This is a genomic window from Kitasatospora sp. NBC_00070, assembly GCF_045041205.1.
GTDB lineage: Bacteria > Actinomycetota > Actinomycetes > Streptomycetales > Streptomycetaceae > Kitasatospora.
This window is the reverse complement of sequence record NZ_CP108247.1, coordinates 6,768,827-6,786,089: the sequence shown is the minus strand read 5'-3', so window position 1 is coordinate 6,786,089 and position 17,263 is coordinate 6,768,827. Positions and strand designations below refer to the sequence as shown.

Genomic DNA, 17,263 nt, shown 5'->3' with positions numbered 1-17,263 from the left:
CAACCCGCCGCACCGGACAGGTGGGCCTCCTGACCACCGGTCAGAGACCCACGCTCCGGTGGTCCGACGTGAAACCGAGCGGGGCCGCCTCGGCGGAGGTGTAGGAGGAGGCGAAGGTGAAGGCGCGCGGGGACGGACCGTGCTCCCGCAGTTCGGCCAGTCGCTCCAGGGCCTCGCCGACGGTGGGGCGGTGGCCGGCGGGGACCCACCAGAGCACCAGGTGTGCCTCGACGTTCCGGTGGAACCAATCGCGCCGCCGCCGCATCGCCTCCAGGTGCCCACTGCGGTACGCGAAGTCCCACAGGGCTTCCTGGTTCTCCCACACCGACAGGTTGACGATGACGCCCTCGCCCGCAGGACGCAGACCGGTGGCGTCGCCCTCCCCCTCCTCCGTGAGCCGCCACACGAAGCCGGACGCACCGTCAGCGGCGGTGTTGACCGGGTCGAGCATCTCGACGAACGGCGCGATGCGGGGGTCGTCGAGGGGGTGCCGGAGGGTGGCGACGTTGAGTTGGGCCAGGTGGAAGGCAGGCACGGATGTGGTCATGCCCCATCCCAGCACGGCCTGCTTTTCTATGTCAATGCTCATCGTCTTTAGAAGGCTCGATCACCACGCAGCACTCCCCCGGCCGGGCGTCCATCCGGGCCCGGACGGGACCGTCCACCCCGATCAGCCCTTCCAGCAGCGCGAGATTCATGCCGCAGACGAGGGGCGGAAAGCGCTCGGAGACCGCGTGGAAGGGACAGTTACGCATGCGGACCACGCCCCCGACCGACCCGACAGCACCCCCGACGCCCTCAGTGCCCGGAGCACCCTCCAGGTGCGGTTCGTAGCCGCGCTCGGCCAGCAGCTCCATGGCCTCCTCGAGGCCGCCACAGGACTCCGCCACCCCGCGCAACGCCTCGCCCCGGCGGCGCGCGGCCGCATACAGACCGGCGTCCAGCCCGGCGTGCTCGGCGGCCTCGGCGAGCAGTTCGGCGACGGTCCGGTAGTCACGGGCGGGCAGCGAGACCGAGCGTTCACCCGGGGCTCGCGTGTACACCTTGGCCGGCCGGCCGGCCCCGGGCCCCGAGCGGCCCGACAGCCGGCGACTGCCGCTCTCCAGCAGTCCGGCCTCGGTCAGCCGGTCCAGGTGGTGCGCGGCCAGCGTGCGCGCCACCCCGACCGCCTCGGCGGCCTCGTTCCGGCCGACCTCACGCCCCTGTGCCACCACGTACTCGTACAGGCGTCGCCGCACCGGATCCTGCAGCACCGCGATCGCATCGATATCCCTCACCCGGCCATTCTAGGAACAACGCAGGTTGGAGATAGAAGCGCCCGGACCGCCCTCGGCACCCCGCCGCAGGCTCACCCGCGCCACTCGCCGCACGGGGCGGTGGTCGTCCGGCGCAGGTGGGCCTCGATCAGGGCGAGGGTGGCCTCCGGCTGTTCGATCTGCGGGAGGTGACCCGCCTGCGGGACGACCTCGAACGTGCCGTCGGCGAAGGCGGCGGCATAGGCCGCTCCGTACGCGGGGGTGACGATACGGTCGCTCTCGCCCCAGATCAGGAGGGCCGGCACCCGGACCCCGCCGAGTCGGTGCAGCAGCGTGGGATCGTGCATGTAGGGGTCGCCCGCCAGGGCGTGCATGGTGGCCATGTTGGCCTTCCGCCGGGCGAGTTCCTCGACGGGGAGGCCGGCAGGGTCGACGTAGTGGCGGTCGGGGTCGTGCCAGGAGTGGTCCGCCGCCTCGCGTGCGTCGAGGGCGGCGAAGTCGGTGATCGGCTCCGCCTCGACGTGCACGCCGACGGCGTCGACCAGGACGAGAGCGGTGACCACTCCCCCGGTGTCGCGCGCCGCCGTCTCGGCGGCGATCCAGCCGCCGAGCGAGGAGCCGACGACCAGGACGTCGTGCAGACCCCGGTCGCGGAGGAGGCCCAGGTAGGCGGAGGCGAGGTCACCGACGGAGGTGAGCCACTCGGGGCGCTGCGTGCCGTCCCAGCCGGGATGCACGGGCGTGAGGGCGTGCGCGGTGCGGGCGATGCTCCGGGCGAGGCCGGCCACGGTGGCCGGGCCGCCGCCTCCGTGCAGGATCAGGACCGGCCGGCCGGTGCCGGCCTCGGACAGGGTGAAGGACAGGTCGGGATGCACGGCTTCCGCCGCGAGGTCTGAAGTCATGCCCTCAGAGTAACTAAATATCTTTATATAAGCTAGCTTGGTCGTGCCGTAGACTGGAGCGATGAATGGTGAGTTGCAAGAACTCGGCCGAGCCGTGAAGCAAACCCAGTACCGGCAGCACCGGGCACTCGACAGCGCACTCGCGGCCGCCGGCACCACGCTCGCCCAGTGGGACGCCCTGCGGGCCATCGGCCGCACACCCGGCTCCTCCGCACGGGAGTTGGCCGCCGAGACGTTCCAGACCGAGCAGTCCTTCGGGACTCTCGTCAGCCGGATGACCGCCCAGGGCGTGGTCGAACGCCGGCCGGGACACGGCCGGCGCATCGAGCACCACCTCACCCCGGCCGGCGAGTCGGTCCTCAAGGCCGGGCACCGGATCGCCGACGAGGTCCTCGCCTCCTGCTTCACCCCACTGTCCGGGGCGGACCGCGCCACCCTGCTCGACCTGCTCCGCCGCCTCAACGCGGACGGCGCCGCGCGGCCGTAGCCCCGCCCCGCCCACCCGGGTCGGCGCCATCGGGGTGCGGCCGACGGTCCGTCAATCCAGGCTGCACAAGCACCCCTTGACCATCGATTGACCTGCGCTTTGTCGACCGGGTGGGCTCGGGGCCGTGATCGCGCGACAAGGGTTGACGGCGGCCCGGCACAGGTCTATACCAGTGGCAGTCACGTCAACTTCGGCTTGGTATCCGACCGTTGGCCCGGCCGCGCACCCCCACGTCAGTTCCGCGCGCCCGGGCCGCCGTCCTCGCCGCCTCCTGGAGAGGTTCCCGATGGAACGCGCACTTCCCCCACACACCCCCGCCGCCGAACCGGCCGGCGCCCCGGCGCTCCACCGCCGTCCGCGTCGCGCCGTCGCGGTCGCGCTGTCCGTGTTCGGCCTGCTGGCCGGCGGGATCGCCGCCGTCACCGCGACCGGTACGGCGAACGCCGCCGCCGGGATCGGCTCCAACTGGTACGCCTCCGCGCCGTACCTGATGCCGGAGGACAACAGCCCGCCGAACGCCGCCGCCGTGATGGACGCGACCGGCCAGAAGGCGTTCCAGCTGGCGTTCATCCTGGCCCAGGGCAGCAGTTGCAGTCCGGCCTGGGGCGGGACGTCCTCGATCGACTCCGACACCACCATGCCGTCCGTGATCCAGACCATCCGCAACAAGGGCGGCGACGTCTCCGTGTCGGTCGGCGGCTACGGCGGCACCAAGCTCGGCCAGACCTGCGGCAGCCCGGAGGCGACCGCCGCCGCGTACCAGAAGGTCGTGACCAAGTACGGCCTCAAGGCGATCGACTTCGACCTCGAGGAGCCGGAGTACGAGAACACCGCCGCGATCCACAACGAGATCGGCGCGGCCCGGATCCTGCAGCAGAACAACCCGGGCATCTACATCTCCATCACCACGGCGGGCACCAACGCCGGCACCGGCTGGTTCGGCACCCAGATGCTGCTGGAGGCGAAGTCCCAGGGCTTCACCCCCGACAACTACTCGATCATGCCGTTCGACGGCGGCTTCAACGGCGCGGCGGCGCAGACCGACGCACTGGTGAAGTTCAACGGCATCCTGCAGAGCACCTTCGGCTGGAACGAGGCCACCGCGTACGCCCACGAGGGCGTCTCGCTGATGAACGGCCGCACCGACGCCGCCGAGTACTTCCGGCAGGCCGACTTCCAGACCGTGCTGGACTTCGCGACCGCGCACAAGCTGGCCCGCTACACCTACTGGTCCGTCAACCGCGACCGCCAGTGCGCGGGCACCGTGGACCCGGGCCTGTCCGGCGCCTGCTCCAGCGTGGTGCAGAACGACTGGGACTTCACCAAGTACACGGTGAAGTTCGCCGGGGCGACCCCGCCCACCACCACTCCCAGCCCCTCCCCGAGCAACAGCACCAGCCCGAGCCCGTCCGGCGGCACCTGCTCGGCCGCGCCGAGCTGGAGCGCGACCACCACCTACGCCACCTCGGGCACCAAGGTCTCCTGGAAGGGCCACTACTGGACCAACAAGTGGTGGACCCTGAACGAGGACCCGTCCCTCAGCGGCCAGTGGGGCGTCTGGGCCGACAACGGCGCCTGCTGAACCCGGCCGGCTCGGAACTTCCCGAAACCGCCCGGTTTGGCTCGCTCCGGACGGGTCAGACGTAACGACGTACGGCGGCCGGCGCTCTCCCCCGGGTCAGGCCGCCGCACTGCCGCCGCAGCCCCGGACTCCCCCGTCCGGGGCTGCGCGCCGTTCCGCCCGAGCGCCGGGGGCGTACCTGCTGAGCAGACGTCAGCTCAGTGCTGCGCCCCTGCCGTGTCGGCGGTGATCCTCAGTTGGGCCAGCCACTGGACACAGTTGTCGCACGGGACCCGCTTGACCCAGTAGCGACCCGTGCGGCCCACCGCGTCCATCGCGCCGATCACCGCGTCGGTGATGTTGCCGGGCGGCCGGGTGAAGGCGTTCCTGACCTGATCGGCGGTGGTGAAGTTCCTGGTCCGGACGTAGGCGTCGAGGGCGTGCACCTCGGCGCAGCCGGTGATGGTCCAGTCCTCCTGCCGGCTCACCAGTTCCTTGATCAGCTTCAGGGTCGGGGCGGCGAGCGTGGTGCCGTCGTTGTCGCCCCGGTACATGACGCCGCCGATCACCAGATAGGCCCGCACCGTCGGCAAGGTACCGCCGGGGGCGGCCCGGCCGAGCACCAGGCGGAACTGGTCGGTGAGGACCTGCTGGTTGGTCCGCGGCACCTTCGGCGCGGGCGGCTTCGGCTTCGTGGCCTCGATCTCGGCGTCCACCTCCACCAGTTGGGCGGCCAGCCGCCAGCGCAGGTCCTCGTACGCGTCGCGGACGTCGGTGCCGACGGTGTCCAGCCAGACGAGGACGGCCGCGTGGGCCTGACGCCCCGGCAGCTGCCCGTGGCCCGTCGTCACGTCGCGGATCTCCTTCACCAGGAGGCCCAGGCTCTGCTTGAGGTCGTCGGCGCTGCTGTCGTCGTTCAGCGGCTTCTCGAACTGGAGCTCCACGATGGATCGCTGGGCGACCGCCGACAGCAACTTGAGCTCCTCGAGGCTCTGGGCGTCGTCGAGCACGGGCACCGGCCCGCCGACCGGGCGCCGCAGGTAGCTCAGGTACGTTCCGGACAGACCGTTGAGCACGGCCCTGAGGTTCTTGGCCACTTTGTCGATCTTCGGTTCCTGGTACATCAGTTCCTCCCCTGGTGGTCCCGAGCGGGCGACGCTACCGGGATCGACGCTCCGCCACCGGATGGGCCCACCAACTCCGGACTGTCAATCGGACGTTGTGACCGAGCAGGGGGCGCCGCCGCCCCCGATGCCAGATGGCACCTGATGGCGCCACGTGGCGCCATCAGGTGCCACTCCGAGCCGCCCGGGGCCATCTGGCGCCACCGGGAGCCACCGTCTCCGATTCACATTTCCGCAGCTCAGGCACGGTTTCACGAACCCCCTCCCCGATCGGGCGCCAGTAGGGCTTGCCAGTGGCGCCATCGTGGTGCCACTATGGCGTCATGGACCTCACCCCGTATGTCGACAACCTCCGCCGTGAACTCGCGGTGGCCGCCGAGGCCGGCGGCAAGGAGGCCCGCGAGCTGGCCGACCGGCTCACCGCTCCCTTGGAGTCGGCGACCCGGCTGACCATGCTCAACGTGCTCTCCGCCGCGATGGACGAGGTCACCCGTGAGCTCGCCCCCGGCTCGGTCGACGTACGGCTGCGCGGGCTCGACCCCGACTTCGTGGTGACGCTGCCGCCCGCCGACGGCGGCATCCGCGCGGAGCCGGCCGCACCCGCCGAGCTGCCCAAGGCCCCGGCCGACGGTGACGAGGGCGGCACCGCCCGGGTCAACCTCCGCCTGCCGGCCCACCTCAAGGCCCGCGCCGAGGAGACCGCGGCGCGCGAGGGGCTGTCGGTGAACGCGTGGCTGGTCCGGGCCGTCTCGGCCGCGGTCGACGGCAGCGGCCGGCCGCGTACGACGGAGAAGACCCAGAGCATCGGACAGAGCATCACGGGCTGGGTTCGCTGACCGGCGAGCTCCACCGCCCGCTCCACCACCCACACCACGTCCCACCAGCAGGGACGCCCCAGAGACCCAAGAGGACGGGACAGCCATGCCTTCTTTCGACACTCCCGAACCGATCTCGGCCACGGCGTACGTGGAGGCCGGTTCCATCCGGTTCACCGCAGGCGACCGCCCCGACACGGTCGTCGAGGTGCGCCCCCGCGACCCCAAGAAGGACCGGGACGTGCGGACGGCCGACCAGACCCAGGTCACCTACACGAGCGGCACCCTGTCGGTCAGGACGCCCAAGTCCAACCTGCTCGGCCTCGGCCTCGGCCTCGGCCGCACCGGCACCGTCGACGTGACGGTCGAACTGCCCACGGGCTCGCGCATGGACACCACCGGCGCGTGGGTGCAGGTGCTCGGCGAGGGCCGGCTGGGCGAGGTCCGGGTGAAGACCTCCTCGGGCGACGTCCGCCTGGACACCACCGGCCCGCTGCACCTGACCGCCTCACACGGCTCGATCACCGTGGACCGGGTGGAGGGCGCGGCCGAGATCACCACCAGCTCCGGCAGCGTGCGGGCCGGGCTCCTCGACGGCCCCGCCGTCCTGAAGAACTCGCACGGCACCACCACCGTCGGCGCCGCGACCGGTGAGCTGCGGGTGAGCGGCGCCAACGGCGACATCGAGATCCGCCGCGCCGAGGGCTCGGTCACCGCCACCACCGCCCACGGCACCCTCCGGGTGTACGAAGTCGCCCGTGGCACCGTCCAGTTGGAGACCTCCTACGGCGCCATCGAGGTCGGCATCCGGGAGGGCACCGCCGCCTGGCTCGACGTCAACTCCGGCGCCGGCCAGGTCCGCAACACGCTCACCAGCACCGAGGCGCCCGAGCAGAGCGAGGACACCGTCAAGGTCCGCGCCCGCACCCGCTACGGCAACATCGACATCCGCCGCGCCAAGTCCTGACACCGGCGGAACCTCCTCAACTCACCGACTTCTCCTGCCACTTCAGTCTTCGATTGGGAGGGCTCCATGCCTTCATCTGTCATGCCCACGCCACGAAGCGACGCCCCGGCCGCCATCTCCGCCGTCGGCCTGCGCAAGTCCTACGGTGACAAGACCGTGCTCGACGGCATCGACCTGCGCATCCCGGCCGGTTCCGTGTTCGCGTTGCTGGGGCCGAACGGGGCGGGCAAGACCACCGCCGTGAAGATCCTCTCCACCCTCATCACCCCCGACGCCGGACAGGCCCAGATCGCCGGCCACGACCTCGCCACCGCACCCCACGCCATCCGCGCCGCCATCGGCGTCACCGGACAGTTCTCCGCCGTCGACGGCCTCATCACCGGCACCGAGAACATGCTCCTGATGGCCGACCTCCACCACCTCCCCCGCCCCGAAGGACGCCGCACCGCCACCGAACTACTGGAGCGCTTCGACCTCACCGACGCCGCGAACAAACCCGCCTCCACCTACTCCGGCGGCATGAAACGACGCCTCGACATCGCCATGACCCTCGTCGGCAACCCCAGCATCATCTTCCTCGACGAACCCACCACCGGCCTGGACCCCCGCTCCCGCCACACCATGTGGCAGATCATCCGCCAACTCGTCACCAACGGCGCCACCGTCCTGCTCACCACCCAATACCTCGAAGAAGCCGACCAACTCGCCGACCGCATCGCCCTCCTCCACAACGCCACCATCACCGCCGAAGGCACCCCCGACGAACTCAAACGCCTCATCCCCGGCGGCCACATCCGCCTGCGCTTCACCCACCCCACCACCCACCACCACGCCACCACCGCACTACCCGACGCCACCCCCGACCACCAGGCACTCACCCTCCAACTCCCCAGCGACGGCACCCAACACCACCTACGCACCATCCTCGACCGCCTCGATGCCGCCGGCATCCAAGCCGACGAACTCACCGTCCACACCCCCGACCTCGACGACGTCTTCTTCGCCCTCACCACCGACCACGCCAAGGAGAACACCCGATGAGCACCCACACCCTGCGCGACTGCACCACCATGCTCCGCCGCAACCTCCTGCACGCCCGCCGCTACCCCTCCCTCACCCTCAACCTCCTCCTCACCCCCGTCATGCTGCTCCTGCTCTTCGTCTACGTCTTCGGCGACGTCATGAGCACCGGCATCGGCGGCGCCAACCGCACCGACTACATCGCCTACCTCCTCCCCGGCCTGCTCCTGATGACCATCGGCAGCACCACCATCGGCACCGCCGTCTCCGTCTCCAACGACATGACCGAAGGCATCATCGCCCGCTTCCGCACCATGAACATCCACCGCGGCTCCGTCCTCATCGGACACGTCACCGGCAGCGTCCTGCAATCCGTCGCCAGCGTCATCCTCGTCGCAGCCGTCGGCGCCGCCATCGGCTTCCGCTCCACCAACGCCACCCCCCTCGAATGGCTCGCCGCCCTCGGACTGCTCACCCTCTTCGCCCTCGCCCTCACCTGGATCGCCGTCGGCATGGGCCTGGTCAGCCCCAACGCCGAAGCCGCCAGCAACAACGCCATCCCCCTCATCTTCCTCCCACTCATCTCCTCCGCCTTCGTCCCCATCCACTCCATGCCCGGCTGGTTCCAACCCATCGCCCAGTACCAGCCCTTCACCCCCGCCACCGAAACCCTCCGCGGCCTCCTCCTCGGCACCCACATCGGCAACAACGGCTGGCTCACCATCACCTGGTCCCTCGCCCTCACCACCCTCGGCTACCGCTGGTCCACCACCATCTACAACCGCGACCCCAAATGACCCCCGGCCCCACCACAACCCAACAGACGACGCACCCCGACACCACATCGGAGTACGCCGCCCGTTCGGCTGCGGGCGGGCCCGACGGAGCGGACAGTGGAGGTATGGCTCTCCCCAACTACGGGGTCGCGATCGGAACCTTGCACGACTTCACCCGCGACCCGATACACGACTTCGGCCAGTGGTACCACGGCCACCTGTTCCTGCAGACTCCCGTCGGCGTCTACCAGGCCGCCCTCGACGTGGACGCACCCGGCAGTGTGGGGGTCGCCTACCGGCTGGTGGACGACCTGCGCAGTACCGACATCGCGGCTCTCCGGGTCCACCCGGACGGTTTCCATCCGCTGCTGTCCTCGCCCACCTCCGGCGCCCTCGACTACGTCCGCAGCCCGTTGCTGCGCAACCGCCTCTGGTTCGAGTGGCTCGCCACCGTGACCGGCCGGGCCCACCGGGTGATCGCCCCGCACCCGCCCGGCAGTCCGATGTTCGGCCCCGACCTGGCCGACAGCGCGGCCGGGTCGGTGCAGCGGCTGCGCCGCCTCATCGGCAGCCACCAAGGACTCGACTGGGCCCGGCCGTACCTGCGGTTCTTCCCGTGGATCGCCAGCGACGGTGACAACGCCCTGGACGTCCTGCTCCCGCACCTCGAAGCCGCCTCCCGGATCTACGTCTTCGGGCAGAGCTTCACCACCGGCCTCGGCGTCCACGACGTCCACCTCAACCAGGGCGACCCACCGAACAGCCAGTGGTACCCCAGCAACGGCACCTGGCAGGACGGCGCGGTGCTCTGCGAACGCCCCGACGGCCAAGTGGTCGCCTGGCAGATCAAGTTCAACACCCAGACCCTCGACACCGACGCCGCCGGACACCCCCGCTGAACAGAATCCGCCGGGTCCCGCCGACAGCCCCGCAGCGAGCGCGCTGGTAGCACCCGGGGCCGGCTTATTCCGACTCAGGAATATCCTCGATGCGGCGTGGACAAGCGGCGGAGACGCCCCTAGCGTCGTCGGCAGGCCGGGAGGTCCCCGTGCTGAGGAGGGGTCACCCATGGCTGAGCACCCGAACCTGACTCGCCTGACAGGCAAGTTCAACGGACGACTGCGACGATGACGACTGCCCGAACGTGTATGCCACCGACCGCGACACCTTCGTGGTCCAGGGGGACCACTTCGCGGCTCTCACGGTCCCCGCAGGGGAGTCTGCGGTTGAGATTCCTCGGCAGGTCCTGGAGGAGGCCGTCCGTGCTCCTGGATGGTGACCAGTGGCGCCGCCATTTCGACGGCTATCAGCGTGACGCTTTCCGGCTCGAAGCTCAGCCGACCTACACCATGCCCCGAGAGGCTGAGAGCTTGGCACGATTCCTGCGTGGGGAACCGAAACCAGCCGACCACAACTCGGCATGGCACGCGCGGGTGCGCGGATTCGTGTCGTCCGGTCGGACCATCGGACGTGTCCGCGTAGTGCGTCGGCCGCTCACGGACTATCAGCGCTATCAATTCACCTGGGGAATTCCTGGCAACATCGAGTCCGGCGAGAACATTCGGATTCTTGACGTTACGGAAAATGACCTCGGGATCCCCGATCGAGACTGGTGGCTGTTCGACGGATCATCAGCGGTCCACTTGAACTTCCGGCCCGACGGGACGCAGATCAACCGCGAATTGATCACAGGAGATGTGCGGCGGCACAGAGAGTGGATGGAGCTCTCCCTGGCCCACTCCGTGTCCTTCGCCGATTATCTGAGAGACCATGGGTGACGCTCGACCCCGACCAGCTCGGCCGATCGAAGTCGGACCTTGCTGAAGCGCTCAGAAGGCTCCGCCTGGAAGCCGGCCTCACCGGAGACCGGCTTTCGGCGCGTTGTGGCATTTCTCAGAGCAAGATCAGCAAACTGGAGACCGGCAAGGCAACTCCGAGCCTTGTCGACGTGGAGCGCATTCTCCGGGCCCTCGGAGCCCCGTCGGCCATCATCCAGGAGGTCTCCTCACTGGCTCGAAGCGCCAATACCGAGTGGCAGGACAAGCCCACCTCTTGGCGGCGCGGCATCGAGAAGCGGCAAGCCGAGCTCTCTTCCTTGGAGGCGAGCGCGACAGAACTGAAGTACTTCCTGCCCGCGATGATCACGGGCCTACTGGCAACGCCTGAGTACGTGCGCGCCAGCCTGAGCAACTCACCCGGAGACCGGACGGCCGTCATCGCCCGAAAGCTCGAGCGCCAAGCGGCGCTCTATGACGAATCGAAGTCCTTTACGTTTCTGCTCACGGAGCAGTCGGTCAAGTGGGCAATGGTTCCGCCGCAGGCCATGGCCGTGCAGATCGACCGCTTGGCATCGCTCACTTATCTGCCAACGGTTCGAATCGGCGTGATCCCTTACGGCACACTGTTGACGCGCGGGCCCATGAACACGTTCACGGTGTACGACGACCGCCTTGTCACCGCCGAGATGCTCACCGGTCGAATCGTATTTCAGGACCCCCGAGACATCTTGCAGTATCGTGAGATTTTCTCAACGTTCGAGGAGTGTGCCCTGTTCGACGCCGAGGCACGGGGTCGGCTCGGGGAGTGGTCGATGATGTATCGACGATGATCTTTATTCGATTACACGAATATGATTGATGGCCACCGGAACGATTCCTTAGCCTTGAATCTCGACCGATCGGGATCGACGGCCATGGGAGCATTAATGACAATTCCAGGCACGGAAGGCCGGACGGCAACCGGCCCGTTCATCGTCTCGATCGAGGACGTGGCCGCGCCGGCCACCTTCAAGAGTCTCGAGACTGCCTTGGCCGCCCTGTGGGAAGCCTTGCGAGTGCTTCCGCTGGGATGGACGCAGTTCAACGCCTACCAGTACTTCCTGAACCGGCCCGACGCCGTGGAGCGGGTGTCGGAGTTCCTGGCTCGTGACGGATGGTTGGAGCTGACGTTCGCCATGGCCGGGCGCTCGCACAGCGTTCGAGTGAGGGCCGGCGGGGCCGTTGACGGGCCCACCGCAGACGCTGTCGCCTGGACTCCGAGGGAGGGGCAGGCGGCGTGCCTCCGGAGCACCGGTGAGGCCGTGAAGGTCATGGACCACCGAGCTGGTCTTGTGAACGTCCGGCTGCTGCGCGGGGGAATCGAGCGGACGTTGAAACCCTCCGACCTGATCCCGCCCGACGACCAGCCAGGCGGTTTCAACTCCTGGACTGCTGAACGCGATTGATGACCATTCGCACGGAACGGCGATGCCCCGCGCTCCGACGGTCCGGGCCGTCAGGCGACCGGCTGCTGCTGGGTGACGCAGTGGATGCCGCCGCCACCGAGGCCGATGTAGTCGACGTTCAGCTGGACCACCACCCGACCCGGGAAGAGCGACTGGAGCTTCGCCTTGGCCGCCGCGTCGGCCCGCGAGTCACCGAACTGGGAGGCGATCACGGCGCCGTTGCAGACGTAGTAGTTGGCGTAGGAGCCGACGAACTCCGGGTTGCTCTGCCGGATCGTGTAGTAGTCGGGGCCACCCAGTTTGGTGGCCTGGATCCGGACGCCGCGGGCGTCGGTGGCGGCGGCCAGCACGTTGTACTGGTTGATCTCGTCCTTGGTCCACGGGTCCGACGGGTCGTCAGTGGCGTTGGGCTGCTGGACGAGGGCCTTGCCGGGGGCCAGGAAACGCGAGGTCGCGTCGACGTGGTCGCCGGTGATGTCCTGGCCCGCGACCCCGGTGAACCAGATCACCTTGCTCGCGCCGTACGCGGACTTGAGCGCGGTCTCGACCTGGGCCTGGCTCTTCCCGGGGTTGCGGTTGGAGACCAGGATGCTGCTCCTGGTGGCCATCAGGGTGCCCGCGCCGTCGGTCTCGACGGCGCCGCCCTCGCCCACCAGGCCGGCCGCCGTGAACGGTATGCCGAGCAGGGCGGCAACCCGGGAGGCCACCTTGCCGTCGTTGGTGTAGGTCTGGTTGCCGCCCCAGCCGTTGAAGTTGAGGCCGATCGCGTCCAGGCCGCCCTGGCCGTCGGTGCGGAAGACCGGGCCGCTGTCGCGCATCCAGCAGTCGTTGACCGGGATGGTGGTGAGCACCGTGACGTTGGCGCCCGGGCAGGCCCGGCGGGCGGCCGCGGCGGCGGCCGGGTTGGCGCACAGGTACACGGGCTCGTACTTGGCGATGGTGTTGGCCACCAGCGCGATGTTGGCCTGGATCTGACTGAGCGACGGGCCGCCCCGGCGGCCGCCGCCCCGGCCGGTCCAGATGGTGGGGTCGTCCGGCCAGGCCATCCAGGTACGGGTGTGCTGCACGGTGTCGACCGGCACCGTGAAGGTGCCGGCGGCGCTCACCGCGTCGGCCGCGGCCGGCGGGGCGACCACCTTCGCGGCGGCGGGGACCGCCCCGGCGATGGCCGCACCGGCGGCCGTGAGACCGGCCACGGCGAGGAACTTCCGGCGGCCGAGCGAGGCTTGGGCTCTTCCGGACGGGACCTGCGGTTCGCTGTGCTCGTTCATCTCGTGCCTCCTGCTGGGGGACCGTGGTCGCTCCACGGCCTGGCCCTGACCGTAAAACTGACCAAGCGCTCGGTCAATACTCCGGGACGGCAGTTCGCCCGCGACCTCTCGGCCTGAGCCCCCCTCCGATGCCTCGCCCTCCCCACCTGGCTCGCTAGAGTGCCCGGATGGCCACGCGTGACGAAGACACCCACCCCACCGAGCTGCCGAGCGCCCGGAAGCCGCGCTCCTCGGCCAAGGGCGAGCAGACCCGTGCCCGGCTGCTCACCGCCGCCCGCGCCCTGCTCGCGGGGGACGGCCAGGTGCCGTTCACCACCCGCAACGTGGCCGCCCTGGGCGGGGTGACGCACGGGATGTGCCACTACCACTTCCAGACCCGTACCGACCTGATCGTGGCGGTACTGGAGTCCATCCGGCCGGAGTGGGTCACGCCGCTGGAGGAGGCCGTCGGACAGCCCGGGAGCTTCGCCGAACGGGCCGAACGGGTGGTCGGGTTGCTGGCCCAGCCGGAGGCCGGTGACCTGTCCCGGCTGCACTCCGCCCTGCACTGGTTCGCCCTCAACGACGAGCGGGTCCGGGACGGCCTGGCGGCGGAGTACCTGGCCTGGCGGGAGTGCTTCGTGACGCTGTTCCGGGTGCTGGCGGACGAACGCGGCGGCGGGTTCGACCCGCGGCCGCTCGGCGAGGCGGCGGCCGCCGGTACGGACGGCCTGGCCGCGATCCAGTCGCTGGACCCGGGGCTCGATCCGGCCCCGGTCGTCCGTGCCCTGATCCTCGGGCTGGCCGCCGGCGTCCCCACCCCGTGACGGCTGGTCAGTCGTCCACCGTCCGGTGCTCGACCCGGAGTCCGAACGCGACCGTGCACGCCAGGCCGGCCGCGATGATCCCCTCCGCCCAGAAGAACGCGACGTAGTCGATCACCGAACCGATCGGCGGCGAGCCGGGCGCGGCGTTGCGCAGCCCGACCAGGGCGAACAGGGTCGCGGCCATCCATCCCAGGGCCGGCCAGACCAGCGGCCGGCGCTTCCGGATCAGCACCTCCGCCCCGCCGAGCACCGCCAGCGCCAGCGCCCACATCGCCGCGATCATGAACCAGGCCAGGATGAACGTGCTGCGCGACCGGGCGAACACCAGCTCCAGCCGGGCCTCGTCCTCCCCCTCGGCCGCGTCGGTGGCCTTGGCGGTGAAGAACGGGTCGGCGTCGGTGAAGGTGATCGCCACCGGCAGCGGCGCGCCCCGGTCGGTCGCCGACCAGTCGGCCGCGACCCGGTACCGGTCGAACGGGTAGTCCGTCGGCGTGCCGCCGTAGAGGCCGACCGTGATCGGCTGCGGCGTGGCCACCTGCCCCGCCGTGGTCTTCAGGGTGGTGTCGTTCAGCGAACTGACCGTCACCTCCACCGCCCGGCTGAAGGCCAGCGAGCCGGGTGCGGCGGCCAGACTGCCGTGCGGCACCAGCACGGTGAACAGGGTGACCTCCTGGGCGGCCGGGTCGACTTCCTGCGCGGTGACCTCCAACTCCACGCCTTCGCCGGTGAGTTCGGCGCCGAGCTGCCGGGGGTGCTGCCGACTGTCCCTTTCGTTCACGTAGAGCGCGATGCCGCCCGCGACCAGTGCGCCCAGCAGCAGCAGGACCACCAGCATCCGCCGCCGCCCGCGCGCCCTGGCCCGGGGCTCCGCGCCGGACGCCTTCGCCGTGCTCACCGGACCGGCGGCGCGACGGCGGGGACCGCGGGCTGCTGCTGGGTGGAGCAGTGGATGCCGCCCCCGCCGGCGGCGATGGCGTTGATGCCCACCGGCACCACCTGGCGGCCGGGGTGCAGCTCCCCCAGCAGCTTGGCCGCCCGGTCGTCCGACGCCTGGTCACCGAACCTCGGCATGATCACCCCGCCGTTGACCACGTAGTAGTTGAGGTAGGTGGCCAGGAAGTCCTTGCCAGGGTCCGGGAGTTGACTGAGGTCCGGCTCGACCAGCTCGACCACCCGGAGCTTGCGGCCCTGCGCGTCGGTGGCGTCCCGCAGTACCTCAAGGGCCTGGTCGGAGGCCCGGGACCAGATGTCCGGCGGCGCGTCCGGGCCCGGCCGGTGGATCACCACCACGCCCGGCTCGGCGAACCGGGCCAGCGCGTCGATGTGGCAGTCGGTGATGTCCTGCCCGGCGACGCCCGCGAACCAGATCACCTTGCGGACCCCGAACAGCTCCTTCATCGTGGCCTCGATCTGGTCACGCGACCTGCCGGGGTTCCGGTTCGCATTCACCCAGGAGCTCTCGGTGGCCATCAGGGTGCCCTCGCCGTCGACCTCGATCCCGCCGCCCTCGCCGGTGATCGGCGCCTGGACGCGACGGATCGAGTACCGCTCCAGCAGCGCCCGGGCCACCTGGCTGTCGTCGGCGTGGGGCTGCTTGTTCCCCCAACCGTTGAAGTTGAGGTCCACCCCCGCCAGGGCACCGGGGGCGGTGACGAAGGTCGGCCCGGTGTCCCTGGCCCACAGGTCGTCCACCGCGAGGTCGATCACCTCCACGCTCGACCCGCACAGGTGCCGGGCCTGCGCGCTCTGCTCCGGACGGGCCATCAGCACCACCGGCTCGAACCGGGCGACGGCCTGCGCCACCTGCGCGATGTCCCCTCGTACGGCGGGAAGTTGGTCGCCCCACACCTGTTCCGACGCCGGCCAGGCCATGAAGGTCCTGGTGTGCGGCCGCGACTCGGCCGGCATGGCGAACGTGGGCGCGGCCGACGGGCTCCCGGCCGCGCTGCTGCCCGCTGCGGACGGCTCGGGCGAGGTGGGTCCGGCAGAAGGCGAGGACGAGGACGCGCAGCCCTCCAGCGCCGCGAGCGCGGCCAGCACCGACCCCGATCGCAGCAGAGCCCGGCGGGACAGGGCGGGTTCTGGCATGACGACTCACCTCGTGTGCGGGCACGGATCCGGAGTCCGACAGTAGGGCCGCCCGGCGGACGCACCCGTGAGGCCGCGCGCCGCCGATCGGGCGAATCGGCGGCGCGCGGCCTCCGGCTCACCCGCTCCGCCGGGCGGCGGCGATCGCCTTCGGGTCCCAGCCCGGTCGCGGCACCGAGTCCAACAGCAGCCGGGTGTACGGGTGTTGCGGATCGGCGAGCACCTCGGCGGTCCGGCCGGACTCGACGATCCGGCCCTGTCGCATCACGATCACGTCCTCGGTCACGCAGCGGACCACCCCGAGGTCGTGGGTGATGAAGAGGTACCCGATCCCGGTCTGCTCCCGGATGTCCGCGAGCAGGTTGAGGATCTGCGCCTGCACCGAGACGTCCAGCGCGGCCACCGCCTCGTCCAGCACCAGGACGGCCGGCTCGACCGCCAGCGCCCGGGCGATCGCGACCCGCTGGCGCTGGCCGCCGGAGAGTTGCCGGGGCAGGGCGTCGGCCTCGCGCGGGCCGAGGCCGACCTGGTCGAGCAGTTCGGTGATCCGGCGCGGATGGTCGGTGTCGGGGAAGTGCAGCCGGAGGCTCTCGCGCAGCACGGCGCCGACACTGGTGCGCGGGTCCAGCGACAGGTACGGGTCCTGGAAGACCATCTGCACCTGACGGGCCCTGGCCAGCCGGTGGGCCCGGCCGCGCCGGTGCCCGGTGCGGTCCTGACCGTGCACCAGGACGCGGCCGGCGTCCGCCCGTTCCAGCCCGACCACGATCCGGGCGGTGGTGGTCTTGCCGGAGCCGGACTCGCCGACGATGCCCAGCGAGCCGCCTTCGGCCAGGGTGAAGGAGACCTGGTCCACCGCCTGCACCCCGCCGTAGGCACGGTGCAGGCCGACGGCCTCCAGAACGGTCTTCCGCATCGGCGGCACTCCCTTCGATCCGGCCGAACGGGCTGCGGTGTCCGAGGCCCG

At 70.5% G+C, this 17,263-nt stretch carries 19 protein-coding genes; 11 read left to right on the top strand and 8 right to left on the bottom strand.

Annotated elements, in window-relative coordinates:
• Positions 1-40: 40 nt before the first annotated feature.
• The 3 genes from OHV05_RS30850 to OHV05_RS30840 all read right to left on the bottom strand — a co-directional run bounded on the left by OHV05_RS30850 (position 41) and on the right by OHV05_RS30840 (position 2,158).
• Entirely contained in the window at positions 41-547 is a 507-nt protein-coding gene (locus OHV05_RS30850; RefSeq protein ID WP_405020594.1) for a DUF3291 domain-containing protein, read from the bottom strand.
• 31 nt (positions 548-578) lie between these two features.
• A complete protein-coding gene (locus tag OHV05_RS30845) occupies positions 579-1,277 on the bottom strand; it encodes a helix-turn-helix transcriptional regulator (protein ID WP_405020593.1) in 699 nt (232 codons plus the stop codon).
• A 71-nt stretch (positions 1,278-1,348) separates the two neighbouring features.
• Complete coding sequence (locus tag OHV05_RS30840; protein WP_405020592.1) at positions 1,349-2,158, bottom strand: alpha/beta fold hydrolase; 810 nt, start codon at positions 2,156-2,158, stop codon at positions 1,349-1,351.
• A gap of 61 nt (positions 2,159-2,219) precedes the next feature.
• Between OHV05_RS30840 and OHV05_RS30835 the strand changes: the two genes are divergently transcribed.
• Both OHV05_RS30835 and OHV05_RS30830 read left to right on the top strand, forming a co-directional pair.
• Positions 2,220-2,645 carry a MarR family winged helix-turn-helix transcriptional regulator gene (locus tag OHV05_RS30835; RefSeq protein WP_405020591.1) on the top strand — a complete coding sequence of 142 codons (426 nt, stop codon included), beginning with the start codon at positions 2,220-2,222 and terminating at the stop codon, positions 2,643-2,645.
• Between the two features lie 286 nt (positions 2,646-2,931).
• The gene (locus OHV05_RS30830) at positions 2,932-4,227 is read left to right on the top strand and encodes a chitinase (RefSeq protein WP_405020590.1); all 1,296 of its coding nucleotides are present in this window, start codon (positions 2,932-2,934) and stop codon (positions 4,225-4,227) included.
• A 197-nt stretch (positions 4,228-4,424) separates the two neighbouring features.
• Here the strand turns inward: OHV05_RS30830 and OHV05_RS30825 are convergent, their stop codons facing one another.
• Complete coding sequence (locus OHV05_RS30825; RefSeq protein ID WP_405020589.1) at positions 4,425-5,330, bottom strand: hypothetical protein; 906 nt, start codon at positions 5,328-5,330, stop codon at positions 4,425-4,427.
• A 323-nt stretch (positions 5,331-5,653) separates the two neighbouring features.
• On the opposite strand from OHV05_RS30825, the gene OHV05_RS30820 reads away from it, so the two are divergent.
• The 8 genes from OHV05_RS30820 to OHV05_RS30785 all read left to right on the top strand — a co-directional run bounded on the left by OHV05_RS30820 (position 5,654) and on the right by OHV05_RS30785 (position 12,131).
• Positions 5,654-6,166 (top strand): toxin-antitoxin system HicB family antitoxin, encoded by a 513-nt coding sequence (locus OHV05_RS30820; RefSeq protein WP_405020588.1) that lies wholly within the window; start codon positions 5,654-5,656, stop codon positions 6,164-6,166.
• Between the two features lie 85 nt (positions 6,167-6,251).
• Positions 6,252-7,112: a DUF4097 family beta strand repeat-containing protein gene (locus tag OHV05_RS30815; RefSeq protein WP_405020587.1), complete on the top strand. Its 861-nt coding sequence runs from the start codon at positions 6,252-6,254 to the stop codon at positions 7,110-7,112.
• Between the two features lie 66 nt (positions 7,113-7,178).
• Complete coding sequence (locus OHV05_RS30810; RefSeq protein WP_405020586.1) at positions 7,179-8,153, top strand: ATP-binding cassette domain-containing protein; 975 nt, start codon at positions 7,179-7,181, stop codon at positions 8,151-8,153.
• Positions 8,150-8,929: an ABC transporter permease gene (locus OHV05_RS30805; RefSeq protein ID WP_405020585.1), complete on the top strand. Its 780-nt coding sequence runs from the start codon at positions 8,150-8,152 to the stop codon at positions 8,927-8,929. Before OHV05_RS30810 ends, OHV05_RS30805 begins: the two co-directional genes overlap by 4 nt.
• Before the next feature lie 104 nt (positions 8,930-9,033).
• The gene (locus OHV05_RS30800) at positions 9,034-9,807 is read left to right on the top strand and encodes a DUF2278 family protein (protein ID WP_405020584.1); all 774 of its coding nucleotides are present in this window, start codon (positions 9,034-9,036) and stop codon (positions 9,805-9,807) included.
• Positions 9,808-10,170: 363 nt separating this feature from the next.
• Positions 10,171-10,686, top strand: coding sequence for a DUF6879 family protein (locus tag OHV05_RS30795; protein WP_405020583.1), 516 nt, complete (start codon positions 10,171-10,173; stop codon positions 10,684-10,686).
• Entirely contained in the window at positions 10,683-11,516 is an 834-nt protein-coding gene (locus OHV05_RS30790) for a helix-turn-helix domain-containing protein (protein WP_405020582.1), read from the top strand. Before OHV05_RS30795 ends, OHV05_RS30790 begins: the two co-directional genes overlap by 4 nt.
• A gap of 96 nt (positions 11,517-11,612) precedes the next feature.
• Positions 11,613-12,131 (top strand): hypothetical protein, encoded by a 519-nt coding sequence (locus tag OHV05_RS30785; RefSeq protein ID WP_405020581.1) that lies wholly within the window; start codon positions 11,613-11,615, stop codon positions 12,129-12,131.
• Positions 12,132-12,181: 50 nt separating this feature from the next.
• Here the strand turns inward: OHV05_RS30785 and OHV05_RS30780 are convergent, their stop codons facing one another.
• On the bottom strand, positions 12,182-13,402 hold the full coding sequence (locus tag OHV05_RS30780) for an agmatine/peptidylarginine deiminase (RefSeq protein ID WP_405020580.1): 1,221 nt from the start codon (positions 13,400-13,402) through the stop codon (positions 12,182-12,184).
• A gap of 167 nt (positions 13,403-13,569) precedes the next feature.
• Between OHV05_RS30780 and OHV05_RS30775 the strand changes: the two genes are divergently transcribed.
• Positions 13,570-14,208, top strand: a complete 639-nt coding sequence (locus OHV05_RS30775; RefSeq protein WP_405020579.1) for a TetR/AcrR family transcriptional regulator — start codon at positions 13,570-13,572, stop codon at positions 14,206-14,208.
• Between the two features lie 7 nt (positions 14,209-14,215).
• Here the strand turns inward: OHV05_RS30775 and OHV05_RS30770 are convergent, their stop codons facing one another.
• The 3 genes from OHV05_RS30770 to OHV05_RS30760 all read right to left on the bottom strand — a co-directional run bounded on the left by OHV05_RS30770 (position 14,216) and on the right by OHV05_RS30760 (position 17,212).
• The gene (locus OHV05_RS30770; RefSeq protein ID WP_405020578.1) at positions 14,216-15,103 is read right to left on the bottom strand and encodes a DUF4436 family protein; all 888 of its coding nucleotides are present in this window, start codon (positions 15,101-15,103) and stop codon (positions 14,216-14,218) included.
• Entirely contained in the window at positions 15,100-16,296 is a 1,197-nt protein-coding gene (locus OHV05_RS30765) for an agmatine deiminase family protein (RefSeq protein WP_405020577.1), read from the bottom strand. Before OHV05_RS30765 ends, OHV05_RS30770 begins: the two co-directional genes overlap by 4 nt.
• A 118-nt stretch (positions 16,297-16,414) precedes the next feature.
• A complete protein-coding gene (locus OHV05_RS30760; protein ID WP_405020576.1) occupies positions 16,415-17,212 on the bottom strand; it encodes an ABC transporter ATP-binding protein in 798 nt (265 codons plus the stop codon).
• Between the last annotated feature and the right edge of the window lie 51 nt (positions 17,213-17,263).

Excerpts from the sequence above, each read along its gene's own strand:
- OHV05_RS30840 (WP_405020592.1), bottom strand. The coding sequence starts at position 2,158 with ATGACTTCAGACCTCGCGGCGGAAGCCGTGCATCCCGACCTGTCCTTC.
- OHV05_RS30810 (WP_405020586.1), top strand. The coding sequence starts at position 7,179 with ATGCCTTCATCTGTCATGCCCACGCCACGAAGCGACGCCCCGGCCGCC.
- OHV05_RS30805 (WP_405020585.1), top strand. The coding sequence starts at position 8,150 with ATGAGCACCCACACCCTGCGCGACTGCACCACCATGCTCCGCCGCAAC.
- OHV05_RS30830 (WP_405020590.1), top strand. The coding sequence starts at position 2,932 with ATGGAACGCGCACTTCCCCCACACACCCCCGCCGCCGAACCGGCCGGC.
- OHV05_RS30760 (WP_405020576.1), bottom strand. The coding sequence starts at position 17,212 with ATGCGGAAGACCGTTCTGGAGGCCGTCGGCCTGCACCGTGCCTACGGC.
- OHV05_RS30835 (WP_405020591.1), top strand. The coding sequence starts at position 2,220 with ATGAATGGTGAGTTGCAAGAACTCGGCCGAGCCGTGAAGCAAACCCAG.
- OHV05_RS30775 (WP_405020579.1), top strand. The coding sequence starts at position 13,570 with ATGGCCACGCGTGACGAAGACACCCACCCCACCGAGCTGCCGAGCGCC.
- OHV05_RS30765 (WP_405020577.1), bottom strand. The coding sequence starts at position 16,296 with ATGCCAGAACCCGCCCTGTCCCGCCGGGCTCTGCTGCGATCGGGGTCG.
- OHV05_RS30820 (WP_405020588.1), top strand. The coding sequence starts at position 5,654 with ATGGACCTCACCCCGTATGTCGACAACCTCCGCCGTGAACTCGCGGTG.
- OHV05_RS30815 (WP_405020587.1), top strand. The coding sequence starts at position 6,252 with ATGCCTTCTTTCGACACTCCCGAACCGATCTCGGCCACGGCGTACGTG.
- OHV05_RS30785 (WP_405020581.1), top strand. The coding sequence starts at position 11,613 with ATGACAATTCCAGGCACGGAAGGCCGGACGGCAACCGGCCCGTTCATC.
- OHV05_RS30850 (WP_405020594.1), bottom strand. The coding sequence starts at position 547 with ATGACCACATCCGTGCCTGCCTTCCACCTGGCCCAACTCAACGTCGCC.
- OHV05_RS30825 (WP_405020589.1), bottom strand. The coding sequence starts at position 5,330 with ATGTACCAGGAACCGAAGATCGACAAAGTGGCCAAGAACCTCAGGGCC.
- OHV05_RS30800 (WP_405020584.1), top strand. The coding sequence starts at position 9,034 with ATGGCTCTCCCCAACTACGGGGTCGCGATCGGAACCTTGCACGACTTC.
- OHV05_RS30780 (WP_405020580.1), bottom strand. The coding sequence starts at position 13,402 with ATGAACGAGCACAGCGAACCGCAGGTCCCGTCCGGAAGAGCCCAAGCC.